The following is a 22,125-nucleotide window of genomic DNA, read 5'->3' on the forward strand; positions in this document are numbered from 1 at the left end:
CGCCCAAGCCCTCAAGCAAGCGGCCTCAAACGCCCGGCAGGACAAAAGTTTTATTGGCGCCAGTCACCGTGCCCGCCTGACGCGGATGGACACCAGTTGTGCGATCAAGGCGACGGCTCATCAACTGGCGCGATTGATTTACGCCATGCTCACCAAAGGCCAGCCCTACGTTGAGAAAGGGATAGAAGAGTTTGAGGAGAAAAGCCGGGGACGCCAATTGCGGGCTCTGGAGCGCAAGGCCCGCAAGTTGGGCATGCAATTAGTCAAAGCAGCATGATTTTTAGAAGCAAAAACAATGGGTTATTTTTTGTTTGATAAGAGCTTGCTCCCGCTGGACTGCGAAGCAGCCCTGGCTTTTGGCGGTTGCTGCGCAACCGAACGGGAGTAAGCTCCCTCGCCACAAAAGCATCTACCTATCCCGCGACGTGGCTCAGCGCAGGATCACCGGCGCGGTACCCCGGGGCAGATTATTGCGCTGCACATAGTCGGCACCCGGCCTTGATGCGCTTGATAACGTCATAGATGTCGCCATTGGACGCCGCTGTGTGGGGCGTGCCCTGGGTCAGTCGCATCATGGCTGGCTGATCCGGCGCTATCGCGAGCAAGCTCGCTCCCACAGTTTTTTGCGTCTTTAAGGGGTATTGGTTTCCAAACGGAAATCCGGGGCGTCGAGGCTGGCCACCGGGTAACCCTGGAGGTCCCCGTATTCGGTCTTGACCCCTGGTTTCTCGGCTTCTTCCTCGCGCTTGAGGTATTCCTTGTCCTGCAGGTCGGCGATCACCGCTTCGCGTTCGTGGCTCTTCTTGATCTGGGTCCGCGCGCCGTCGACGTTGCCGGACGCCAACTGCTGGCTGGTCTGGGCCCATTCGTTGTCGTAGTTGCGAAAGGCCAAAGCATTAAAATCCGATGAAAATAGGCTTCCAAGCCACATCCGCCCTTGAGCCGAAGCCATTGGAAGTGAACAATGTGTTACTTCTTATTACCAACTGAGAGTCATTCATGACTGCGCCGTTCCGTTTCCTGGCCTGGCTTGTACTGCCATTGCTAGCTTTGTGCAGCACTGCGCTGCAAGCCGACACCCTCGAGAGTGCCCCCCAGGCGCTGCATTTGCTGGATTACATCGGAGCGGATTACCCGGCGACGGTCGAGGCGGGCAAGGTCATCGACGAGGCGGAGTACCGCGAGCAGTTGGAATTGACCCGGGCGCTGGAAGGGTTGGTCGCCGGGTTGCCGGCCAAGCCGGAAAAGACTGGGCTGGTCCAAGACATTGGCACCCTGCGCACGGCGATCACCCAGCGCCAGGACGGCGGCGATGTCGCCCGCCTGGCGCGGCAACTGGGGGCCAGGCTGGCGGTAGCGTATGAAGTCAGCCAGGCACCGGTCATCACGCCCGACCCCACCCGCGGCGCGCCACTGTATGCGCAGAATTGCTCGGTGTGCCACGGCGCCAACGGTGCCGGCGACGGTCCTGCCGGTGTTGGCCTGGAACCGCCGCCCTCCAACTTGCGCGACGCCCAGCGCCTGGATCGCCTGAGTCTCTACGCGATCTACAACACCCTCGGCATGGGCATCGAAGGCACCGACATGCCGGCCTTCGCCGATCAGCTCGACGACCGTCAGCGCTGGGACCTGGCCACCTACATCGCCAGTTTCAGCGCCGACCCGGCCGCGGCCAAAAGCGAACAAGTCTTCAATCTCGCTGACCTGGCGCGCCAGACCCCGGCCGAAGTGCTCGCCGCGCAAGGCCCCGCAGCGGCAGCGACATTCCGTGCCCAGCGCGCCCAGCCGCCGCAGGTGCAACGTGGCCCGGCGCAGTTGCTCGACTACACGGCCGCCACCCTGGATAAAAGCATCGCGGCGTATCGCACAGGTGACCACGACCAGGCCTATGACCTGTCGGTAGCGGCTTACCTGGAAGGTTTCGAGCTGGTGGAAAGCTCGCTGGACAACGTCGATGCCAACGTGCGCAAGGACACCGAAAAGGCCCTGATGGCCTACCGTCAGTCGTTGCAGGACGGTTTGCCGGTGGAGCAGGCCGTACAGCGCCTGGACGCGGCCAAGGCCAAGTTGAAGGAGTCCGCCGGCCTGCTGGGTGGCGATGGCTTGAGCTGGTCGCTGAGCTACATCTCCGGGTTGCTGATCCTGCTGCGTGAAGGGTTGGAAGCGATTCTGGTGCTGGCGGCGATCCTGGCGTTCCTGCGCAACACCGGTCAGCAGTCGGCGGTGCGCAGCGTCAACGTCGGTTGGGGCCTGGCGCTGCTGGCCGGCCTGGCGACCTGGGGGCTGGCGGCGTATGTGATCGACGTCAGCGGCGCCCAGCGCGAGCTGCTCGAGGGCGCGACGGCGTTGTTCGCCAGTGTGATGGTGCTGTGGCTGGGTGTCTGGATGCACGACCGTCGTCACGCGGCGGCCTGGCAGGATTACATCAAGAGCAGCCTGGTGGGCGGCGGTGGTCGGTTTGGTTTTGCGATCCTGGCGTTCTTTTCGGTCTACCGCGAACTGTTCGAAGTGATCCTGTTCTACGAAACCCTGTGGTTGCAAGCCGGTCCTGCCGGGCATAACGCCGTGCTGGCCGGCGGCGCGACGGCGCTGGTGCTGCTGGTGGGGCTGGCCTGGGTGATCCTGCGCGGCTCGGCGAAACTGCCGCTGGCGCTGTTCTTCAGTATCAACGCCGCGTTGTTGTGCGCACTGTCGGTGGTGTTTGCCGGTCATGGCGTGAAGGCGTTGCAGGAAGCGGGGATCTTCGGCACCCACCCGGTGGCGTTCTTCGACTTCGACTGGCTGGGCATTCATGCCGATGCCTATTCGCTGGCCGCTCAAGTGGTGGCGATCCTGGCGATCGTGGTGCTGTATGGGCGCAGTTGGGTGGCGGAGAAGCGTCGGGTCCAGGTTTCCTGACAGCATTCGCTGCGCTCGTAATCGCGAGCAAGCTCGCTCCCACAGGATGTAGGCTGTCCTTGTGGGAGCGAGCTTGCTCGCGATGCATTTAAAAAGAGGAACAACCCCAATGCGCGTATGGATCGACGCCGATGCCTGCCCCAAGGCAGCGAAGGAGCTGGTGGTCAAGTTCGCCCTGAAGCGCCGGTTCGAGGTGGTGCTGGTGGCCGGTCAACCGCAGATCAAGCCGGCCCTGGCCTGCGTGAAATTGATCGTGGTGCCCAGCGGCCCCGACGCGGCGGACGACTACTTGGTGGAACACGCCGTGCCGGGTGAGTTGGTGATCTGCAGCGACGTGCCCCTGGCCGACCGGTTGGTGAAGAAGGGCGTCGCGGCCCTGGACCCGCGAGGCAAGGAATTCGATGCGCAAAACATGGGCGAGCGGCTGGCGGTGCGAAACCTGTTCACCGATCTGCGCGAACAGGGCCACATGGGCGGCGGCCCGGCGGCGTACAGCGAGCGGGACAAGCAAGGGTTCGCCAATGCTTTGGACCGGATACTGACGCGCTTGGCCCGATTGCCTTGAATCATGCCCACCCCCTGTGGGAGCGAGCTTGCTCGCGATGCGGTGTATCAACCAATGCAAATGTGGCTGAGCCGACGCTATCGCGAGCAAGCTCGCTCCCACAGGGGCTCGGCGTGTTGCTAGGCGTCGTTCTCGTGCGTCAGCTCCAACACCCGGTCCACCAGCTTGTTGATGCCTGAGGCCGCTTCGCTGATGTTCTGCGCCAGCATGTAGGCCGGGGTGCTGACCAGTTTGCGCGCGCGGTCTTCGACGATGTCGGTGACCGCGCAGTCTTCGTGAGTCCCCCCCATTTTGCCCACGGCTGCCGCCGTGTCCGGGTCGTTGCCGATGGTGCACGTCACCCCCGGGCCATAGATTTTGGCCGCCAGGGCCGGGGAGATGCAGATCAGCCCGACCGGTTTACCCGCCTCGGCAAAGGCCTCGGTCAAGGCCAGGACCTCTGGCTGGACGCTGCAGCCGGCGCCTTCGACGGCAAAGTTGGAGAGGTTTTTCGCCGAGCCAAAACCACCGGGTACGATCAAGGCGTCGAAATCCTCGGCCCTGGCTTCACGCAAATCCTTTACGTTGCCCCGGGCGATCCGCGCCGACTCCACCAATACGTTGCGGCTCTCGGGCATTTCCTCGCCGGTCAGGTGATTGATCACATGCAATTGGGCAATGTTGGGGGCGAAGCACTGGACCTGCGCTCCGCGCTGGTCGAGACGCAGCAAGGTGATCACGCTTTCGTGGATCTCGGCGCCGTCATAGACGCCACAGCCGGAAAGGATCACTGCAATTTTTTTGCTCATGGGCTTTTCTCCAGATTCATGGCGTTAAATGTCTACTAATTTGTCACTCGTTGCCATAGGGGGATCGGGCAGCTACACCTAATCTGCCGACTATCTCCCTGCCTCCCATGCCCGGGTTGCGTCATGAACTTCATCCTGTATGCCGTGCCGTTCTTCTTCGTGCTGATCGCCGTCGAGTTGCTGGCCGATCGCTGGCGGGGTGTGAGCCACTACCGCGTGGCGGACGCGATCAGCAGCTTGAGCACCGGCGTGCTGTCGACCACCACGGGCCTGTTGACCAAGGGCGTGGGGCTGCTGACCTACGCCTTTGCGCTGAAACACCTGGCCATCATCGAACTGCCTGCCGACCGGGCCTGGACCTGGGTGTTCGCTTTCGTGCTCTACGACCTCTGTTACTACTGGCTGCATCGCATGGGCCATGAGCGCAACATCCTCTGGGCCGCCCATTCGGTTCACCACCAAAGCGAGGACTACAACCTGTCCACCGCGTTGCGCCAGACCAGCACCGGGTTCCTGTTGAGCTGGGTCTTCTACGTCCCGCTCGCCGTACTGGGCGTGCCGCTGGTGGTCTTCGTCAGCGTCGCGGCGTTGAATCTGCTGTACCAGTTCTGGGTCCACACCCAGCACATTCCCAAGCTCGGCTGGCTGGAGTGGTGCTTCGTGACGCCGTCCAATCATCGTGCCCACCATGCACAGAACCCTCTCTACATGGATCGTAACTACGGCGGGGTGTTCATTATTTGGGACCGTCTATTTGGCACCTTCCAGGAAGAAGACGATAACGAGCCGGTGATTTTTGGCGTGACCACGCCGCTGGCGAGTTGGAATCCGTTGTGGGCCAACCTGCAATTCTATGCACAGCTGTGGGCCGATGCGCGGCGGGCTGGGCGCTGGCGGGACAAGCTGCGGATCTGGTTCATGCCCACCGGTTGGCGTCCGGCGGACGTTGCGGCCCAGTACCCGCTGAACAAGCCGGACCTGAGCCAGTTCCGCAAATTCACCGTGCCGCTGGACCCGCGCCAGCAGTGGTACGTGGGGCTGCAGTTCTGCGTCTACATTGCCTTGGGCAGTTATTTGATGAACCTTGAAAGCAGCCTGCCGGTCGCCGCCCTGGTGCTGGGGTGGGGCGCGGTGGCGTTCGGTCTGTTCGTGTTGGGCGTGGCCCTGGAGAATCGCCCGTGGGCGCTGAAACTGGAGCTGTTGCGGCTGGCCTCGAACCTGCCGCTGGTGTGGCTGGCGCCCTTGGCCGGGTTGTGGCCGGCCAGCGCTGTGGCCTGGGTCGGGCTGCTCAGCTACAGCCTGCTCAGTGGCATCGGGCTGTATTGCTGCCGCAGCCGGTTCACTCGGTGGGCGTCGTAGGTGCGTCGGACTTGGCTTGTTCCAGGCGTTCGGCTTCGAGGACTTTCCTGGCCAGCCGCGCATTCTTGATCCGTCGGCGCAACCACAGGACCAGGCCCAGCACCAGCAGCGCGCCGAGTACCCACAACTCGTATTTCTTGATGCTGCCCAACATGCCTTCCAGCACGGCGCCGAAGTGGTACGCGGCAGCGGCCAGGGCCGTGGCCCAGACCGCCGCACCGATGCCGTTGAGCAACAGGTAGCGGCCCGGCGGGTAGCCTGACAGGCCGATCGCCACCGGCATCACCGTGCGCAGGCCATAGACGAAGCGGAAGCTCAGCACCCAGATGTCCGGATGCCGGCGAATGTGTTCCAGCGCGCGATCCCCCATCAACTGCCAACGCGGCTTGCGCGCCAGGAGCTTGCGGCCGTGCTTGCGTCCCAGGAAGTACCATAGCTGATCGCCCGCGTAGCTGCCGCAGAAGGCCACGACCACTACCAGGTTGATGTCCATATAGCCACGGAACGCCAGGAAACCTGCGAGCACGAGGATGGTTTCGCCTTCGAAGAACGTGCCGATAAACAAGGCCAAGTAGCCGAAGTCATGCAGAAATTGTTGGAGCATTGTCTGGGTGCTGGCGAAATGAACGCGCAGCCTAACCCTTCAGGCACATTCAGGAAAGTATCGAAATGTGTCTCGACGTGAACAATTCCTACAGAAGACAATGACTGCGACTACCGGCCGCGCTTTAGCACAACTGTCACACGTTCGTCATAATGTCCGCTTATAACTGTCACGCTCGCCCGTCTGCGGGCTCAGGAGTCTGCCGTGAGCTTTACCCCCGCCAATCGTCTGTTCCCTGCTACCCGCCTGCGTCGCAACCGCCGTGATGAGTTCTCTCGTCGGCTGGTGCGTGAAAACGTGCTGACCACCGATGACCTGATCCTGCCGGTATTCGTGCTGGACGGTGAGAACCGTCGCGAAGCGGTGGCGTCGATGCCCGGGGTGGAACGCCTGACCATCGACCTGCTGCTCGAAGAAGCCGCCCACTGGGTCGAGCTGGGCATTCCGGCGCTGGCCCTGTTCCCGGTCACGCCACCGGCGCTCAAGTCCCTGGACGCCGCCGAAGCCTGGAACCCGGAGGGCATCGCCCAACGTGCGACGCGTGCCCTGCGTGCGCGTTTCCCGGAGCTGGGGGTGATCACCGACGTGGCGCTGGACCCGTTCACCACCCACGGGCAGGACGGTATCCTCGATGAAGAGGGCTACGTGCAGAACGACATTACCGTCGATGCACTGGTCAGGCAGGCGCTGTCCCATGCCGAGGCCGGTGCCCAGGTGGTGGCCCCCTCGGACATGATGGACGGGCGCATCCAGGCGATCCGCGAAGCCCTCGAGGTGGCCGGTCACGTCAACGTGCGGATCATGGCCTATTCGGCCAAGTACGCCAGCGCCTATTACGGCCCGTTCCGCGATGCGGTCGGTTCGGCCCTGAACCTGGGCAAGGCCAACAAGGCCTCCTATCAGATGGACCCGGCCAACAGTCAGGAAGCCTTGCACGAAGTGGCGGCTGACTTGTCAGAGGGGGCAGACATGGTCATGGTCAAGCCTGGCATGCCCTACCTCGACATTCTTTGCCGGGTCAAAGACGAATTCAAAGTGCCGACCTTTGTTTATCAGGTCAGCGGCGAGTACGCCATGCACATGGCCGCGATCCAGAACGGTTGGTTGGGCGAAGGGGTGATCCTGGAGTCCTTGACCGCTTTCAAACGCGCAGGTGCCGATGGCATCCTGACTTACTTTGCCGTGCGCGCCGCCCAATTGTTACGAGAGCAGAAATAGCCTCCCAGGAACTTGCGATGAATACCGAAGGACTCTCCGAAGTTGCCGTAAAAGACGCTCAACCCGTGGTCGAGCAAGTTGCCGAAACACCGCCGGAGTTGGAGCCCGCTCCCCCGGCCGTCATCGAGCCCGCCCCGGCACCGGCGATTGCCATTCCGAACCTGGATGACAGCAGCCTGTACATCCATCGCGAGCTGTCGCAACTGCAGTTCAACATCCGCGTGCTGGAGCAGGCGCTGGACGAGTCCTATCCGCTGTTGGAGCGGCTGAAATTCCTGCTGATCTTTTCCAGCAACCTGGATGAGTTCTTCGAAATCCGCGTCGCCGGCCTGAAGAAGCAGATCACCTTCGCCCGTGAACAGGCAGGGGCCGACGGCTTGCAACCGCACCAGGCCCTGGCCCGCATCAGCGAGCTGGTCCACGGCCATGTGGACCGGCAATACGCGATCCTCAACGACATCCTGTTGCCGGAGTTGGAAAAGCATCAGGTGCGCTTCATCCGCCGGCGCTACTGGAACACCAAGATCAAGACCTGGGTGCGCCGCTATTTCCGCGACGAGATCGCGCCGATCATCACGCCGATCGGTCTCGATCCGACGCACCCGTTCCCGCTGCTGGTCAACAAGAGCCTGAACTTCATCGTCGAACTGGAAGGGATCGACGCCTTCGGTCGCGATTCCGGCCTGGCGATCATTCCGGCGCCGCGCCTGTTGCCGCGTATCATCCGTGTGCCGGAAGATGTCGGCGGCCCCGGCGACAATTATGTGTTCCTGTCGTCGATGATCCACGCCCACGCCGATGACCTGTTCCAGGGCATGAAGGTGAAGGGTTGCTACCAGTTCCGCCTGACGCGTAACGCCGACCTGTCGGTGGACACCGAGGACGTCGAAGACCTGGCCCGCGCCCTGCGCGGCGAGCTGTTCTCCCGTCGCTACGGCGATGCGGTGCGCCTGGAGGTGGCCGACACCTGCCCGAAACACCTGTCCGACTACCTGCTCAAGCAGTTCAACCTGCACGAGACCGAGCTGTATCAGGTCAACGGTCCGGTCAACCTGACCCGACTGTTCAGCATCACCGGCCTGGACAGTCACCCGGAACTGCAATACCTGCCGTTCACGCCGCAGATCCCGAAACTGCTGCAAAACAGCGAGAACATTTTCAGCGTGATCAGTAAGCAGGACATCCTGCTGTTGCACCCGTTCGAATCGTTCACGCCGGTGGTCGACCTGCTGCGCCAGGCCGCTAAGGACCCTCACGTCCTGGCGGTGCGCCAGACCCTGTACCGCAGCGGCGCCAACTCGGAAATCGTCGATGCCCTGGTGGACGCGGCGCGAAACGGCAAGGAGGTCACGGCGGTGATCGAATTGCGCGCCCGTTTCGACGAAGAATCCAACCTGCAGCTGGCCAGCCGCCTGCAAGCGGCCGGCGCGGTGGTGATCTATGGCGTGGTCGGCTTCAAGACGCACGCCAAGATGATGCTCATCCTGCGCCGCGAGGCCGGTGAGATCGTGCGTTACGCCCACTTGGGGACCGGCAACTACCACGCCGCCAACGCCCGCCTGTACACCGACTACAGCCTGCTGACCTCCGACGATGCCTTGTGCGAAGACGTCGGCAAGTTGTTCAGCCAGTTGATCGGCATGGGCAAGACCCTGCGCATGAAGAAACTGCTGCATGCGCCGTTCACCTTGAAAAAGGGCATGCTCGACATGATCGCCCGGGAGATGCAGTTCGCCCTGGACGGCAAGCCGGCCCACATCATTGCCAAGTTCAACTCGCTGACCGATCCGAAGATCATCCGCGCGTTGTACAAGGCCAGCCAGTCGGGCGTGCGCATCGACCTGGTGGTGCGGGGCATGTGCTGCCTGCGGCCTGGCATCCCGGGGGTGTCCCATAACATCCATGTACGCTCGATCATCGGGCGGTTCCTGGAGCATACCCGGGTGTTCTACTTCCTCAACGGCGGGGAGGAGCAGATGTTCCTGTCCAGCGCCGACTGGATGGAGCGCAACCTCGACAAGCGGGTCGAGACCTGCTTCCCGGTGGAAGGCAAGAAGCTGATCCTGCGGGTCAAGAAGGAATTGGAAAGCTACCTCACCGACAACACCCACAGCTGGAGCCTGCAGTCGGATGGCCGTTACATCCGCAACACGCCCACCGGCAACCAGAACCCGCGCAGCGCCCAGGCGACATTGCTCGAGCGCTTGAGCAGCCCGGTGTTGGCGGTTCGTTAAACGTGCTCTGGGAGGGGCCGCTTTTGTGGCGAGGGGATTTATCCCCGCTGGGCCGCGAAGCGGCCCCAAAGAGTTGAAGGTAATCAGCCTGGCACAACGAGCTGGCAGATTTTAGGGCTGCTTCGCAGCCCAACGGGGATAAATCCCCTCGCCACAATAGATCTGAGTTGTGGCGGGGCTCAGTGAATGTTCAACACAATCCCGACCCGGGTCAGCCACTCGGCTTCCTGGGCGAAGTCGGCCTGGGTCAGCTGGTTTTCTTCCAGCCATCCGTCGGGGAACATCACGTCCAGTTGATCGCCGTCGGCATGCAGGGCGACCTGGGGCATTTCCTGGGTGCCACGGATGTGGTGGAACAGGATCGCAAAACGCAGCAGCACGCACAGGCGAATCAGCTTGATGCCGTCATCGCCGAACTCGGCAAATTTATCCTTGGGAATGTTGCGCCGGTGGCCGCGCACCAATAGCGCCAGCATCTGCTGGTCTTCCCGGGAGAAGCCCGCCAGGTCCGAGTGCTCAATCAGGTAGGCGCCATGCTTGTGGTAGTGATAGTGGGCAATGTCCAGGCCCACTTCATGGACCTTGGCGGCCCAGCCCAGCAATTCGCGCCAGACCCCGTCGTTCAAGTCCCAGTCATCGGCCACCTGGTCGAAGGCATGCAGTGCCTTGCGTTCGACCCGTGCGGCTTGCTCCAGGTCGACGTGATAACGCTCCATGAGCGAGCCCAGGGTGCGTTCACGCACGTCTTCGTGATGATGACGCCCCAGCAGGTCGTAGAGCACGCCTTCGCGCAGAGCGCCCTCGCAGTGGTCCATGCGTTGCAGTTCGAGGGCGTCGAAAATCGCTTCGAGGATCGCCAGGCCCGCCGGGAAAATCGCCCGGCGGTCGGGCTTGATGCCTTCGAAATCGATCTTGTCCGCTTCGCCGAGCTTGAACACCCTGCGCTTGAGCCAGGCCAGGCCATCGGCGTTGACCTCGCCAGCACCGTGGCCGCCAGCCTTGAGCGCCAGGCCGATGGCGCGAATGGTCCCGGAGGAGCCGATGGCTTCGTCCCAGGTCAGGCGGTGCAGGGCGTGTTCGATACTCATGATTTCCAGGCGCGCCGCCGTGTAGGCCTGGGCGTAGCGGGCCGGGGTGATCTTGCCGTCGCGGAAATAACGCTGGGTGTAGCTGACGCAGCCCATTTGCAGGCTTTCGCGCAACAGCGGTTCGAAGCGCTGGCCGATGATGAATTCGGTACTGCCACCACCGATGTCCGCCACCAGGCGCTTGCCCGGGGTGTCGGCCAGGGTGTGGGAGACGCCCAGGTAGATCAGGCGGGCTTCTTCACGGCCGGAGATGACTTCCACCGGATGGCCGAGGATCTCTTCGGCGCGACGGATGAATTCGCCACGGTTGCGCGCCTCGCGCAGGGCATTGGTGCCGACAATCCGCACCGCGCCCAGGGGCATACCGTTGATCAGTTGGGCAAACCGCTTGAGGCAATCGAGCCCGCGCTGGATGGACTCTTCGCTCAGCTGGCGTTCTTCGTCGATGCCGGCGGCCAGTTGGACCTTCTCGCCGAGCCGTTCAAGAATGCGGATTTCCCCGTTCTGGGCCTTGGCGACGACCATGTGGAAGCTGTTGGAGCCCAGGTCGATGGCAGCGATCAGGGACAGATTCTTGGCTTGGGATTGCGGCATGGTCAAAAAGTCTCGGTCGATAACCTCGCCATCCTGCCACGATCGACCGCTTACGCCAACGCAAAGGCGACCGCTTCGCGGTCAATCGCGAGCAAGCTCGCTCCCACATGTGTTTTGTCTCGCCTGCGCAATAGCCGGCAACCGAGAACCTGTGGGAGCGAGCATGCTCGCGATGAGGCCAGAGCCGGCACCACAAACCTCAGGCCACAGGCTCGACCGTCCCGATGAAGTTCGCCAGCTCCGCGGTCTGCGGATCGGCGAACAGCACCTTGGGATCGCCCACCTCATGCACCTTGCCCTGGTGCATGAATACCAGTTTGTCGCCTACTTCCCGGGCGAAACGCATTTCGTGGGTGACCATGATCAGGGTCATGCCCTCCTTGGCCAGTTGCCGCACCACGCTGAGCACTTCATTGACCAGTTCCGGGTCCAGGGCCGAGGTGATTTCGTCGCACAGCAGCACTTTCGGCGACATCGCCAGGGCGCGGGCAATCGCCACCCGTTGCTGCTGGCCGCCGGACAACCGGTCGGGGAAGGCATCGAATTTCTCGCCAAGCCCGACCCGCTCCAGCATCTGCCGCGCCAGCACGGCCGCCTTGGCCTTGGGCACTTTTTGAACAACTTGCGGCGCGAGCATCACGTTCTCGCCCACCGTCAGGTGCGGGAACAGGTTGAATTGCTGGAACACCATTCCGACTTTCTGCCGCAGGCTGCGCAGGTCGGCGCGGGCGGCATCGAGGTATTCGCCGTCGACTTCGATCACGCCGTCGTTGATCGACTCCAGGCCATTGAGGGTGCGCAGCAAGGTGGATTTGCCCGAGCCGCTGCGGCCGATGATCGCCACCACCTGGCCTTCCTCGACGGTCAGGTCGATGCCTTTGAGCACGTGATGATCGCCGTAGTATTTATGCAGGGCGGTAATTCTAAGCAGAGGCATGCAGTCTCCTTTCCAGGTAGCGCGCACTGAGGGACAAGGGGTAGCAGAGCAGGAAATAACCGAGGGCGACCAGGCCATAGACCATGAACGGCTCGAAGGTGGCGTTGGCGAGCATGCCGCCGGTCTTGGTCAGTTCGGTAAAGCCAATGATCGAAGTCACGGCTGTGCCTTTGACCACCTGCACGGAAAAGCCCACGGTCGGCGCCACGGCGATGCGCAGGGCCTGGGGCAGGATCACGTAGCGCAGCTGCTCCAGCGGGTTGAGGGCCAGGCTCGCCGAGGCTTCCCACTGGCCGTTGGAAATCGAGTCGACACAACCGCGCCAGATCTCCGCCAGGTAGGCACTGGTGAACAGCGTCAGGGCAATGGCCGCTGCCATCCACGGCGAAATCTCCACCCCGGCCAGCGCCACGCCAAAGAACACCAGGAACAGTTGCATCAACAGCGGTGTGCCCTGGAACAACTCGATGTAGATGCGGGCGATGTTGCGGGGCAGGGCGTTTTTGGAGATGCGCAGCACCATCACCAGCAAGCCGATCACACCGCCGCCGATAAACGCCACCAGCGACAGCGCCAGGGTCCATTGCAGGCCGGTGAGCAGGTTGCGCACCACGTCCCAGAAAGTGAAATCGCTCATTGGCCGCTCCTGGCAATGTAGCGGCGCCCCACCCAGTTCAGGAACTGGCGGATCAGCAGCGCCATGCACAAATAGATCAGCGTGGTCAGTGCGTAGGTTTCAAAGGCGCGGAAGTTGCGTGACTGGATGAAGTTGGCGGCGAAACTCAACTCTTCGGTGGCGATCTGCGAACAGACCGCCGAGCCGAGCATCACGATGATGATCTGGCTGCTCAGGGCCGGCCAGACCTTGCCCAATGCCGGCAGCAGCACCACGTGGCGGAAGGCTTCGAAGCGGCTCATCGCCAGGGCCGCGGCCGCTTCCAATTGCCCCCGCGGGATGGCCTGGATACCGGCGCGGATGATTTCGGTGGAGTAGGCGCCGAGGTTGATCACCATCGCCAGCACCGCCGCCTGCCATTCGGAAATCTGCAGGCCCAGGGACGGCAAGCCGAAGAAGATGAAAAACAACTGCACCAGGAACGGTGTGTTGCGGATCAATTCCACGTAGACGCCGAAGATCGCCGCGAACGGGCGAATGTTCCACGCCCGCACCACGCCGCCGACGATGCCCAGGCCGACCCCGAGCAACGTGCCGATGGCCGTCAGTTCCAGGGTGAACAGCGCGCCGCGCAGCAGCAGCTCGGTGTTTTGCACCACCGGCAGAAAATCGAACTGATAAGCCATGCTCAGCCTCTCAAGCGACGGTCAGAGATCGGCCGGCAGCGGCTGCTTGAGCCAGGTCTGGGAATTCTTCTCCAGGCTGCCATCGGTCTTGGCGGTGGCCAGGATCTGATTGACCTTGTCCAGCAGCGCCGGCTCGTTCTTGTTTACGCCCACGTACACCGGCGAGTCCTTGAGTTTCACCTTCAGCGCCGGAACGCGCTTGGGATTGCGTTCGCTGATGGCGACCATCACCACGTTGCCGCTGGCGATCAGGTCCACCTGGCCGGCCAGGTAGGCGGCGATGGTCGAGTTGTTGTCTTCGAAGCGCTTGATGGTGGTGCCTTCGGGGGCGACCTTGGTCAACTCGATGTCTTCGATGGCGCCACGGGTGACGCTGATGGTCTTGCCCTTGAGGTCGTCCAGGCCGTTGATCGCGGCATCGGGTGGACCAAAGACGGCCAGGTAGAACGGCGCATAGGCACTGGAGAAGTCGATGACTTTTTCCCGCTCCGGATTCTTGCCCAGGCTGGAAATCACCAGGTCGACCTTGCCAGTGGTCAGGAAGGGGATGCGGTTGGTGCTGTTGACCGGCGTCAGTTCAAGCTTGACCTTGAGCTGGTCGGCCAGCAGTTGCGCGGTGTCGATGTCCAGGCCGCGGGGTTTCATGTCCGGGCCGACCGAACCGAATGGCGGGAAGTCCTGGGGCACGGCGACCTTGAGGGTGCCACGCTTGACCACGTCTTCCAGGCCATCGGCGTGGGCGGGCAACTGACAAAGCATCAGGCTGGCAAACAGGGCTGTGAGCAGGACGCTGCAACGCTGAATCATGGCGAATCTCCGCAATCGGTGATGTGATTTCTGCGTTCGGACAGAGCACAGGCCATGCCAAGGCCACTTTTAATCGGCCAAAGCCTCGGTTTTGCTGGTGGGCAGCGGTCTTACTGGTCTGAACAGTTGCGTCGTGTTTCGCACCGTTATCGGGCGTCGGTATTTGTCGCTGAACCCTGCTGGGGCACGACTTGCCGGGCGCGGCGAATAGCTTTACAACTAGCCGTTCACTGGCCCGGTTCGTCTGAAAAAAATCATGAATTCCATCGCTCGTGCCGTTCCTGAAGTGGCCCTGCAAGCCATCCGCAAACTGATCGTCGATGAAGGCTTCGGCCCAGGCGATGCGTTGCCGTCGCAACGGGACCTGGCGCTGCAACTGGGCGTGAGCCGGGCGTCGTTGCGCGAAGCGCTGTCCTCCCTGAGTGCCTTGGGCATGATCAGCGTGCAGCCGGGCAAGGGGGTGTTCGTGCAGGCGCCGGTAGAGGCCCCGCGCAACGAGTCGGCGCCGGGTTGGCCGTTCGCGGCCCAGGCTTCGCCGGTGGACATCTTCCAGTTGCGCTACGCCCTGGAGGGCTTCGCGGCGGGGTTGGCGGCGGTGACGCTCAGCGCCGATGAACTCGACCGGTTGCAAGACAATGTCGAAGCCATGCGCCGGGAGTTGAAGGTCGGGGATTTCGACGCCGCCGCGCGGCTGGATTTCGAATTCCATCGGCGAATCCTGCTGGCCAGCGGCAACCAGGCGATGTTGAGCATCCTTACCGCCAGCGCCGACATCTTCCTGGAAAGCCAGAAACTACCGTTCATCCGGGCGGAGCGGGCGATGGAAACCTGGCAAGAGCACCGCAAGATCCTTCGTGCCCTGGCCCGTCGGGCTTCTGCCTCCGCGCAAAAAGCCATGCAGGAACATGTACGTAACGCTGCGCTGCGTACCGGGATTTCGTTCGTCGCCCCTACGGCTTCATGAGCCGGGCCATATCCAAATACATCTTGCGCCATAGCGAGACTCAATCAACTGCGGCTTCCTGAACCCGGGAAGGGCCGCTATGATGGGCCACGTTTTTTTGCTGATGACCCCGGAGATTTCCATGAGCAGCGATCTGATCAAACACGTTAGCGACGCTAGCTTCGAAGCTGACGTACTCAAGGCCGAAGGCGCGGTACTGGTCGACTATTGGGCTGAGTGGTGCGGTCCCTGCAAAATGATCGCCCCAGTCCTGGACGAGATTGCCGAGACCTACAAGGGCAAGCTGACCGTTGCCAAGCTGAACATCGACGAGAACCAGGAGACTCCGGCCAAGCACGGCGTGCGTGGTATCCCGACCCTGATGCTGTTCAAGAACGGCAACGTCGAAGCCACCAAGGTCGGTGCGTTGTCGAAGTCGCAACTGGCTGCTTTCCTCGACGCCAACATCTAAGCGCCGAATGCCACTGAAAAAGCCCCGCAAATCGCGGGGCTTTTTCGTTATCCGGGGCTAGACGCTTGCAAACCCAGGTGTTACATTCGGCCCCGCACTGGTTTCTCCATTGCCCCCTGCAAGCCGTCGCCGACGCTCTCCTTTCGAATAAGTACGCGATCCTGTCGCCTTCTCTGCGGCGCGGCCTCATTAAGCCAAAAGCTTAATTTCCCCCCTCCATAAATGATTACGTCATTCCTATATGAATCTGACTGAACTCAAGCAAAAGCCGATTACCGAACTGCTCGAATTGGCCGAACAGATGGGCATAGAAAATATGGCCCGTTCGCGCAAGCAGGACGTGATTTTCTCCCTGCTCAAGAAGCACGCGAAAAGCGGCGAGGAAATCTCTGGTGATGGCGTGCTGGAGATTCTCCAGGACGGCTTCGGCTTCCTTCGCTCCGCAGACGCTTCCTATCTCGCCGGTCCAGACGATATCTACGTCTCGCCGAGCCAGATCCGTCGCTTCAACTTGCGCACCGGTGACACCATCGTTGGCAAGATCCGTCCTCCGAAGGAAGGCGAACGTTATTTCGCCCTGCTCAAGGTCGACACGATCAACTTCGACCGTCCGGAAAACGCGAAGAACAAGATTCTCTTCGAGAACCTGACCCCGCTGTTCCCGACCGTGCGCATGAAGATGGAAGCCGGCAACGGTTCCACCGAAGACCTCACCGGTCGGGTCATCGACCTGTGCGCACCCATCGGAAAGGGCCAGCGTGGCCTGATCGTGGCGCCGCCGAAAGCGGGCAAGACGATCATGCTGCAGAACATCGCGGCCAACATCGCCCGTAACAACCCTGAAGTTCACCTGATCGTGTTGCTGATCGACGAACGTCCGGAAGAAGTGACCGAGATGCAGCGCACCGTGCGCGGCGAAGTGGTCGCCTCGACGTTCGACGAGCCGCCAACCCGCCACGTGCAGGTTGCCGAAATGGTGATCGAGAAGGCCAAGCGCCTGGTCGAACACAAGAAAGACGTGGTGATCCTGCTGGACTCCATCACCCGTCTGGCCCGTGCCTACAACACCGTGATCCCGAGCTCCGGCAAGGTGCTGACCGGTGGTGTCGATGCCCATGCGCTGGAAAAACCGAAGCGTTTCTTCGGCGCCGCGCGGAACATCGAGGAAGGCGGCTCGCTGACCATCATCGCCACCGCACTGGTTGAAACCGGTTCGAAGATGGACGAAGTGATCTACGAGGAATTCAAGGGCACCGGCAACATGGAGCTGCCTCTGGATCGTCGTATCGCCGAGAAGCGTGTCTTCCCGGCCATCAACATCAACCGTTCCGGCACACGCCGCGAAGAGTTGCTGACCGCCGACGACGAGTTGCAGCGCATGTGGATCCTGCGCAAGCTGCTGCATCCGATGGATGAAGTCGCCGCCATCGAGTTCCTGGTCGACAAGCTGAAGACGACCAAGACCAACGATGAGTTCTTCCTGTCGATGAAACGCAAGTAATACGAAGCACGCTTCAAAAAAGGGCGCCCTGAACGGGGCGCTCTTTTTTTTCGCGGAATTTGTATCAAAATAGACAACTTTCCCAGGCCGGTAGTGTCCGTGCTTGCATCATCTCGTAAACGACAAGGATCGTTATGCACACATTCGGCAACCGCCGTGACATCGACGGTTTGAGGGCTCTTGCCGTTATTCCTGTGGTGCTGTTTCACTTCGGTTTCAGCGCATTCAGTGGTGGCTTTGTCGGTGTTGACGTTTTTTTCGTCATTTCCGGTTTCTTGATAACCAGCATCCTGTTTCGCGAGATCGGTGCGCAGCGTTTCAGCTTCGTCGATTTTTGGGCGCGTCGTGCGCGGCGCATCATTCCAGCCTTGAGCGTGGTGCTGGTGGCAACGCTGGCCCTGGGTTGGTTGCTGCTGTCGGCCAAGGATTTTTCGGAGCTGGGCAGGGCGGTTCGTTATCAGGCGCTGTTCATTTCCAATATCCTGTTCATGCGTCAGGACGGTTACTTCGAGCCCGCGTCGGACCTCAAACCCTTGCTCCACACCTGGTCCCTGGCGGTTGAAGAGCAGTACTACATCTTCTTCCCGCTGCTGATGGTGTTGTTGATGCGCCATGTTCGCCATTGGCGCTGGGTGCTATTTGCCGTGCTGCTGGTTTCTTTCGGACTGAATATCGCCTCTATCGATCGCAAGCCTGACTTCGTCTTCTTTTCGCTGCCAACACGGGCCTGGGAATTGTTATGCGGTGCAATGCTCGCGGTGTGGCCTGCATCGAAACAGCGGGTGAGGCCGTGGCTCTGTCAGCTCGCGGGTGTGGCCGGACTGGCTGCTGTCCTGGTGGCGGTTTTCACGTTTGACAAGACTACGCGATTTCCAGGTTGGGCCGCCTTACTGCCGGTGCTTGGTACCACTGCGCTGATCTGGTCCGGTGCCCAGGGTTCGACCTGGGTGGCTCAGATACTCAGTGCCAGGGCACTCGTCTGGGTTGGCCTGCTGTCCTATTCCTTTTATCTGTGGCATTGGCCGGTCTACGTCTATGCCAATGCCATTTCGCTCGACGGTATCCAGGCTTGGGAGGCGGCGGGCTGGATTTTGCTGGCGCTGGGCCTGGCCTGGTCGAGCTGGCGTTTCGTCGAGCTTCCGTTTCGTGAAAAGCGTGTGCTGGGCGCGCACAAGCCGGTGCTGGCCGCCGGTTTGCTGGCGATGGTTGCCCTGGCGGTGACGGGTTCAGTGGTGCGCTCGGCCGATGGTTTTCCCCAGCGCCTTACGGGCAAGGCCCTGGAATATGCTCAGGCGCGAGAGTGGCGGGCCGGGCAGATGGAATGCATGTTGGTGAACTCGGACAAGGACCTGGACAAGGCGTGTCTGATAGGCAGGAACAAAGAGGCGCCAGCGACTCAACTGTTTTGGGGCGACAGTCATGCCGCCGCATTGTTGCCGGCGATTGAAGAGGGTGCCGCCCGCGAGGAGCGTCCGGTATGGCTCTACAGCATGAGCGGTTGCCCGCCAATCCTGAGCGACGACCCGCGACAGCGATGCAAGGACTTTAACGAACGGACCATGGAACAGGTTCGTCGCCTGCAGATCAGCGACGTGGTGCTAGCTTCCAACTGGAGTCTTTACGTCTACGGTCGTGAGGACGGCGATAAGGCGTTGTTGCTCAACCCCCGTGATAATACCGCCGAAGCTGAGACTCGTCTGGCCGCGGCGCTCAAGGCGCGGGTGGCAGCGATAAGGGCGGCAGGCGCGCAAGTCTGGTTGTTCAAGGAAGTACCGTTGCAGCACAAGGGCGTTGTCAACCGATTGATGAGCCTGGCCCGGGTCGGGCGTTCGGCCGAGGGTTTGGGGCGCCCACTCCAGGAGCACTTGTCCCGTCAGCGTTTCCTGAGTGGCTTATTCGACTCGATGAGCGCCGCCGACCCAGGCGTGCATGTCATCGACCCGACCTCGCTCATGTGTGCGGGCCAGGTCTGCAGCATCGTGGTCGGTGGATATTCGCAGTACAAGGACGAGGATCATCTGTCTGACATCGGCAGCACCCGGCTGAGCCCATTGTTTGCACCGGTGCTGTTGGGTACAACCGACAATTGATCGCTGCCGCGCACGCACGGGCTGCTGTTTGGGCGTTAGAGCAGGTAGGATGTACGCCTATTTTCGGGGTGGCATCTCAAATGAAATTCAAGGATCTTCGGGATTTCGTGCAGCAACTGGAGCAGCGCGGCGAGTTGAAACGCATCCAGATTCCCATCTCTCCAGTGCTGGAGATGACGGAAGTCTGCGACCGCACGCTTCGGGCCAAAGGCCCGGCGTTATTGTTCGAAAATCCCACGGGCTACGACATTCCGGTGCTGGGCAACCTGTTCGGCACGCCTGAGCGCGTGGCGCTGGGCATGGGTGCCGAGGCGGTTGGCGAACTGCGCGAGATCGGTAAGCTGCTGGCGTTCCTCAAGGAGCCCGAGCCGCCGAAAGGCCTGAAGGACGCTTGGTCCAAGCTGCCGATTTTCCGCAAGATCATTGCCATGGCGCCGAAAGTCGTCAAGGACGCGATCTGCCAGGAAGTGGTCATCGAGGGCGACGACGTCGACCTGGCCACGCTCCCGGTGCAGACCTGCTGGCCGGGCGACGTGGGGCCGCTGATCACCTGGGGCCTGACCGTCACCAAAGGCCCGAACAAGGACCGCCAGAACCTGGGCATCTACCGTCAGCAGGTGATCGGCCGCAACAAGGTCATCATGCGCTGGCTGAGTCATCGCGGCGGTGCATTGGACTACCGTGAGTGGTGCGAGAAACACCCCGGCCAGCCCTTTCCGGTGTCGGTGGCCCTGGGCGCGGACCCGGCGACCATCCTCGGCGCCGTCACGCCCGTGCCCGACAGCCTTTCCGAATACGCGTTCGCCGGCCTGTTGCGGGGCAACCGTACCGAGCTGGTGAAGTGCCGTGGCAACGACTTGCAAGTGCCGGCCACCGCCGAGATCATTCTTGAAGGTGTGATCCATCCCGGCGAAATGGCCGATGAAGGTCCGTATGGCGACCACACCGGTTACTACAACGAAGTGGACAGCTTCCCCGTGTTCACCGTCGAGCGCATCACCCATCGGATCAAGCCGATTTACCACAGCACCTACACCGGCCGTCCACCCGATGAGCCGGCCATTCTCGGCGTGGCGCTGAACGAAGTGTTCGTGCCGATCCTGCAGAAGCAGTTTCCGGAAATCACCGATTTCTATTTGCCGCCGGAAGGTTGTTCGTATCGCATGGCCGTGGTGACCATGAAGAAGTCGTATCCGGGGCATGCCAAGCGCGTGATGCTCGGGGTCTGGTCGTTTTTGCGACAGTTCATGTACACCAAGTTCGTTATCGTCACTGACGACGATATCAACGCACGGGACTGGAACGACGTGATCTGGGCCATCACCACGCGCATGGACCCCAAGCGCGACACGGTGATGATCGAGAATACGCCGATCGACTACCTCGACTTCGCCTCGCCGGTGTCTGGCCTGGGGTCGAAGATGGGACTCGATGCCACGCATAAATGGCCCGGTGAAACCACTCGTGAGTGGGGCCGGGTTATTGTCAAGGATGAAGCCGTTACCCAACGGATCGATGCCATCTGGAATCAGTTAGGAATAGATTGATGCGTGTAACCTTGCAGCCTTCCGGGGCGGTGCTGGAGATACGGCCCGCCGAGCGGATTCTCGATGGCGCGCGACGCCTGGGCTATGAATGCCCGCAAAGCTGCCGCAACGGCAACTGCCACGTCTGTGGTGCGTTGCTGGTGGAAGGCCGTGTGGAACAGGCGGGCGAGGTGCGCGACCACGGTGAGATTTTCACGTGTATCGCCGAGCCGTTGGAGGATTGCGTGGTGTTGTGGGATGGCGTGCTGTCGCCGGGCGAGCTACCGGTACGCAACCTGGCGTGCCAGGTAATCGAATGCGCCGAGGTGGGCGGCGATGTCTGGCGAGTGCGCCTGCGGGCGCCAGCGGGCAAGCCACCGCGCTATCATGCCGGGCAATACCTGATGATCGAACGGGAAAACGGCGAGAAATCGGCGTTCTCCCTGGCCTCGGCGCCGCATTCCGGGCGCGAGCTGCAGTTGCATGTGTTGGTGCGCGAAAGCAGTGCACAGGCGCTGCTGGAGCAGCTGCAACGCAACCCCAGCGTGCGCGTCGAAATGCCTTTTGGCGACACGCATTTGTCCGAGTTGCCGGACGGACCGTTGGTGCTGATCGCCGCCGGAACCGGCATGGCGCAGATGCACAGCCTGATCGAGCATTGCCGTGCCGCGGGCTTCAAGCACCCGGTGCATCTGTACTGGGGCGTGCGGCGGCCGGACGATTTCTATGAAATCGAGCATTGGGACGAATGGAAAAAACTGCCGAACCTGTTCCTGCACAAAGTCGTCAGCGACTTGTGCGGTTGGGAAGGGCGCTGCGGAATGCTCCATGAAGCGGTGTGCGAGGACCTCAGCGATCTTTCCGGCGTGCACGTCTACGCCAGCGGCTCGCCGGCCATGATCTACGCCACGCTCGATGCGCTGGTGGACGCCGGCATGGACGCCCATCAAATGCGCGCCGATGTATTTGCCTATGCGCCGCGGGCTTGAGTAGAACTCATTTAGCCCAGGCTAAGGTGCTTTTGTGGCGAGGGGATTTATCCCCGTTGGGCTGCGAAGCGGCCCTCGAAATCAGAAATCAATTGATCTGACACACCGAGCGCTCGGATTTTGGGCCGCTTAGCGCCCCAGCGGGGATAAATCCCCTCGCCACAACTGTATAGATCTGCACATATGCCTATTCGATATTTAACCCATAAG

General features: G+C 61.6%; 18 protein-coding genes and 3 pseudogenes. 12 read left to right on the forward strand and 9 right to left on the reverse strand.

All coding sequences use genetic code 11. The features are described from left to right. Positions 1-277: pseudogene (locus BM321_RS12065) on the forward strand (IS110 family transposase); the annotation flags it as partial. Positions 278-491: 214 nt separating this feature from the next. Here BM321_RS12065 and BM321_RS29800 read toward each other — a convergent pair. Together BM321_RS29800 and BM321_RS12070 are read right to left on the reverse strand one after the other, a co-directional pair. Beyond that, positions 492-575 (reverse strand): annotated as a pseudogene (locus BM321_RS29800) (penicillin-binding protein activator LpoB); the annotation flags it as partial. Between the two features lie 83 nt (positions 576-658). Further along, a pseudogene (locus tag BM321_RS12070) lies at positions 659-886 on the reverse strand (hypothetical protein); the annotation flags it as partial. 113 nt (positions 887-999) lie between these two features. On the opposite strand from BM321_RS12070, the gene BM321_RS12075 reads away from it, so the two are divergent. Beyond that, complete coding sequence (locus BM321_RS12075) at positions 1,000-2,898, forward strand: cytochrome c/FTR1 family iron permease (RefSeq protein WP_092442678.1); 1,899 nt, start codon at positions 1,000-1,002, stop codon at positions 2,896-2,898. Positions 2,899-3,007: 109 nt separating this feature from the next. After that, complete coding sequence (locus BM321_RS12080) at positions 3,008-3,463, forward strand: YaiI/YqxD family protein (RefSeq protein WP_092254454.1); 456 nt, start codon at positions 3,008-3,010, stop codon at positions 3,461-3,463. A gap of 119 nt (positions 3,464-3,582) precedes the next feature. On the opposite strand, the gene elbB is transcribed toward BM321_RS12080, so the two are convergent. Beyond that, positions 3,583-4,251, reverse strand: coding sequence for an isoprenoid biosynthesis glyoxalase ElbB (elbB, locus tag BM321_RS12085; protein WP_092333003.1), 669 nt, complete (start codon positions 4,249-4,251; stop codon positions 3,583-3,585). A 123-nt stretch (positions 4,252-4,374) separates the two neighbouring features. Between elbB and BM321_RS12090 the strand changes: the two genes are divergently transcribed. After that, complete coding sequence (locus tag BM321_RS12090) at positions 4,375-5,610, forward strand: sterol desaturase family protein (RefSeq protein WP_092442679.1); 1,236 nt, start codon at positions 4,375-4,377, stop codon at positions 5,608-5,610. Here BM321_RS12090 and BM321_RS12095 read toward each other — a convergent pair. Further along, positions 5,591-6,214 (reverse strand): DedA family protein, encoded by a 624-nt coding sequence (locus BM321_RS12095; RefSeq protein WP_092203232.1) that lies wholly within the window; start codon positions 6,212-6,214, stop codon positions 5,591-5,593. The two genes, BM321_RS12090 and BM321_RS12095, sit on opposite strands and share 20 nt — an antisense overlap. 204 nt (positions 6,215-6,418) lie before the next feature. Here BM321_RS12095 and hemB point away from each other — a divergent pair, with 204 nt between their 5' ends. Both hemB and ppk1 read left to right on the forward strand, forming a co-directional pair. Continuing rightward, a complete protein-coding gene (gene hemB, locus BM321_RS12100) occupies positions 6,419-7,432 on the forward strand; it encodes a porphobilinogen synthase (RefSeq protein WP_072405986.1) in 1,014 nt (337 codons plus the stop codon). Positions 7,433-7,449: 17 nt separating this feature from the next. Beyond that, entirely contained in the window at positions 7,450-9,666 is a 2,217-nt protein-coding gene (ppk1, locus tag BM321_RS12105) for a polyphosphate kinase 1 (RefSeq protein ID WP_092442680.1), read from the forward strand. Between the two features lie 179 nt (positions 9,667-9,845). Here ppk1 and ppx read toward each other — a convergent pair whose 3' ends face one another. From ppx to BM321_RS12130, 5 genes are all read right to left on the reverse strand, one after another. Further along, positions 9,846-11,348: an exopolyphosphatase gene (gene ppx / locus BM321_RS12110; protein ID WP_092333009.1), complete on the reverse strand. Its 1,503-nt coding sequence runs from the start codon at positions 11,346-11,348 to the stop codon at positions 9,846-9,848. A 199-nt stretch (positions 11,349-11,547) separates the two neighbouring features. Further along, positions 11,548-12,285, reverse strand: a complete 738-nt coding sequence (locus BM321_RS12115) for an amino acid ABC transporter ATP-binding protein (protein WP_092203226.1) — start codon at positions 12,283-12,285, stop codon at positions 11,548-11,550. Beyond that, on the reverse strand, positions 12,272-12,922 hold the full coding sequence (locus BM321_RS12120; protein ID WP_092333011.1) for an amino acid ABC transporter permease: 651 nt from the start codon (positions 12,920-12,922) through the stop codon (positions 12,272-12,274). Before BM321_RS12120 ends, BM321_RS12115 begins: the two co-directional genes overlap by 14 nt. Further along, the gene (locus tag BM321_RS12125) at positions 12,919-13,587 is read right to left on the reverse strand and encodes an amino acid ABC transporter permease (protein WP_072405981.1); all 669 of its coding nucleotides are present in this window, start codon (positions 13,585-13,587) and stop codon (positions 12,919-12,921) included. Before BM321_RS12125 ends, BM321_RS12120 begins: the two co-directional genes overlap by 4 nt. A 21-nt stretch (positions 13,588-13,608) precedes the next feature. Then, positions 13,609-14,394: a transporter substrate-binding domain-containing protein gene (locus tag BM321_RS12130; RefSeq protein WP_092333013.1), complete on the reverse strand. Its 786-nt coding sequence runs from the start codon at positions 14,392-14,394 to the stop codon at positions 13,609-13,611. A gap of 256 nt (positions 14,395-14,650) precedes the next feature. Between BM321_RS12130 and BM321_RS12135 the strand changes: the two genes are divergently transcribed. The 6 genes from BM321_RS12135 (at position 14,651) to BM321_RS12160 (ending at position 21,915) form a co-directional block, all read left to right on the forward strand. Next, positions 14,651-15,358: a FadR/GntR family transcriptional regulator gene (locus tag BM321_RS12135; RefSeq protein WP_092442681.1), complete on the forward strand. Its 708-nt coding sequence runs from the start codon at positions 14,651-14,653 to the stop codon at positions 15,356-15,358. Positions 15,359-15,479: 121 nt separating this feature from the next. Further along, on the forward strand, positions 15,480-15,809 hold the full coding sequence (trxA, locus tag BM321_RS12140) for a thioredoxin TrxA (RefSeq protein ID WP_003206727.1): 330 nt from the start codon (positions 15,480-15,482) through the stop codon (positions 15,807-15,809). A 241-nt stretch (positions 15,810-16,050) separates the two neighbouring features. Beyond that, complete coding sequence (gene rho, locus BM321_RS12145) at positions 16,051-17,310, forward strand: transcription termination factor Rho (protein WP_003206716.1); 1,260 nt, start codon at positions 16,051-16,053, stop codon at positions 17,308-17,310. Positions 17,311-17,444: 134 nt separating this feature from the next. Beyond that, entirely contained in the window at positions 17,445-19,400 is a 1,956-nt protein-coding gene (locus BM321_RS12150) for an acyltransferase family protein (protein WP_092442682.1), read from the forward strand. Between the two features lie 80 nt (positions 19,401-19,480). After that, positions 19,481-20,947, forward strand: a complete 1,467-nt coding sequence (gene ubiD / locus BM321_RS12155; protein WP_092442683.1) for a 4-hydroxy-3-polyprenylbenzoate decarboxylase — start codon at positions 19,481-19,483, stop codon at positions 20,945-20,947. Then, positions 20,947-21,915 (forward strand): CDP-6-deoxy-delta-3,4-glucoseen reductase, encoded by a 969-nt coding sequence (locus tag BM321_RS12160; protein ID WP_092333015.1) that lies wholly within the window; start codon positions 20,947-20,949, stop codon positions 21,913-21,915. The genes ubiD and BM321_RS12160 overlap by 1 nt, the downstream gene beginning before the upstream one ends. The last annotated feature ends 210 nt before the right edge of the window (positions 21,916-22,125 follow it).

This window comes from Pseudomonas sp. NFIX10, assembly GCF_900111955.1.
GTDB lineage: Bacteria > Pseudomonadota > Gammaproteobacteria > Pseudomonadales > Pseudomonadaceae > Aquipseudomonas > Aquipseudomonas fluorescens_AA.

What these genes read in the sequence shown, in the direction of transcription:
- elbB (WP_092333003.1), bottom strand. Translation starts at nt 4,251, where the DNA reads ATGAGCAAAAAAATTGCAGTGATCCTTTCCGGCTGTGGCGTCTATGAC.
- BM321_RS12080 (WP_092254454.1), top strand. Translation starts at nt 3,008, where the DNA reads ATGCGCGTATGGATCGACGCCGATGCCTGCCCCAAGGCAGCGAAGGAG.
- ubiD (WP_092442683.1), top strand. Translation starts at nt 19,481, where the DNA reads ATGAAATTCAAGGATCTTCGGGATTTCGTGCAGCAACTGGAGCAGCGC.
- BM321_RS12095 (WP_092203232.1), bottom strand. Translation starts at nt 6,214, where the DNA reads ATGCTCCAACAATTTCTGCATGACTTCGGCTACTTGGCCTTGTTTATC.
- ppk1 (WP_092442680.1), top strand. Translation starts at nt 7,450, where the DNA reads ATGAATACCGAAGGACTCTCCGAAGTTGCCGTAAAAGACGCTCAACCC.
- trxA (WP_003206727.1), top strand. Translation starts at nt 15,480, where the DNA reads ATGAGCAGCGATCTGATCAAACACGTTAGCGACGCTAGCTTCGAAGCT.
- rho (WP_003206716.1), top strand. Translation starts at nt 16,051, where the DNA reads ATGAATCTGACTGAACTCAAGCAAAAGCCGATTACCGAACTGCTCGAA.
- BM321_RS12120 (WP_092333011.1), bottom strand. Translation starts at nt 12,922, where the DNA reads ATGAGCGATTTCACTTTCTGGGACGTGGTGCGCAACCTGCTCACCGGC.
- BM321_RS12160 (WP_092333015.1), top strand. Translation starts at nt 20,947, where the DNA reads ATGCGTGTAACCTTGCAGCCTTCCGGGGCGGTGCTGGAGATACGGCCC.
- BM321_RS12115 (WP_092203226.1), bottom strand. Translation starts at nt 12,285, where the DNA reads ATGCCTCTGCTTAGAATTACCGCCCTGCATAAATACTACGGCGATCAT.
- BM321_RS12125 (WP_072405981.1), bottom strand. Translation starts at nt 13,587, where the DNA reads ATGGCTTATCAGTTCGATTTTCTGCCGGTGGTGCAAAACACCGAGCTG.
- BM321_RS12130 (WP_092333013.1), bottom strand. Translation starts at nt 14,394, where the DNA reads ATGATTCAGCGTTGCAGCGTCCTGCTCACAGCCCTGTTTGCCAGCCTG.
- ppx (WP_092333009.1), bottom strand. Translation starts at nt 11,348, where the DNA reads ATGCCGCAATCCCAAGCCAAGAATCTGTCCCTGATCGCTGCCATCGAC.
- BM321_RS12075 (WP_092442678.1), top strand. Translation starts at nt 1,000, where the DNA reads ATGACTGCGCCGTTCCGTTTCCTGGCCTGGCTTGTACTGCCATTGCTA.
- BM321_RS12135 (WP_092442681.1), top strand. Translation starts at nt 14,651, where the DNA reads ATGAATTCCATCGCTCGTGCCGTTCCTGAAGTGGCCCTGCAAGCCATC.
- BM321_RS12150 (WP_092442682.1), top strand. Translation starts at nt 17,445, where the DNA reads ATGCACACATTCGGCAACCGCCGTGACATCGACGGTTTGAGGGCTCTT.
- BM321_RS12090 (WP_092442679.1), top strand. Translation starts at nt 4,375, where the DNA reads ATGAACTTCATCCTGTATGCCGTGCCGTTCTTCTTCGTGCTGATCGCC.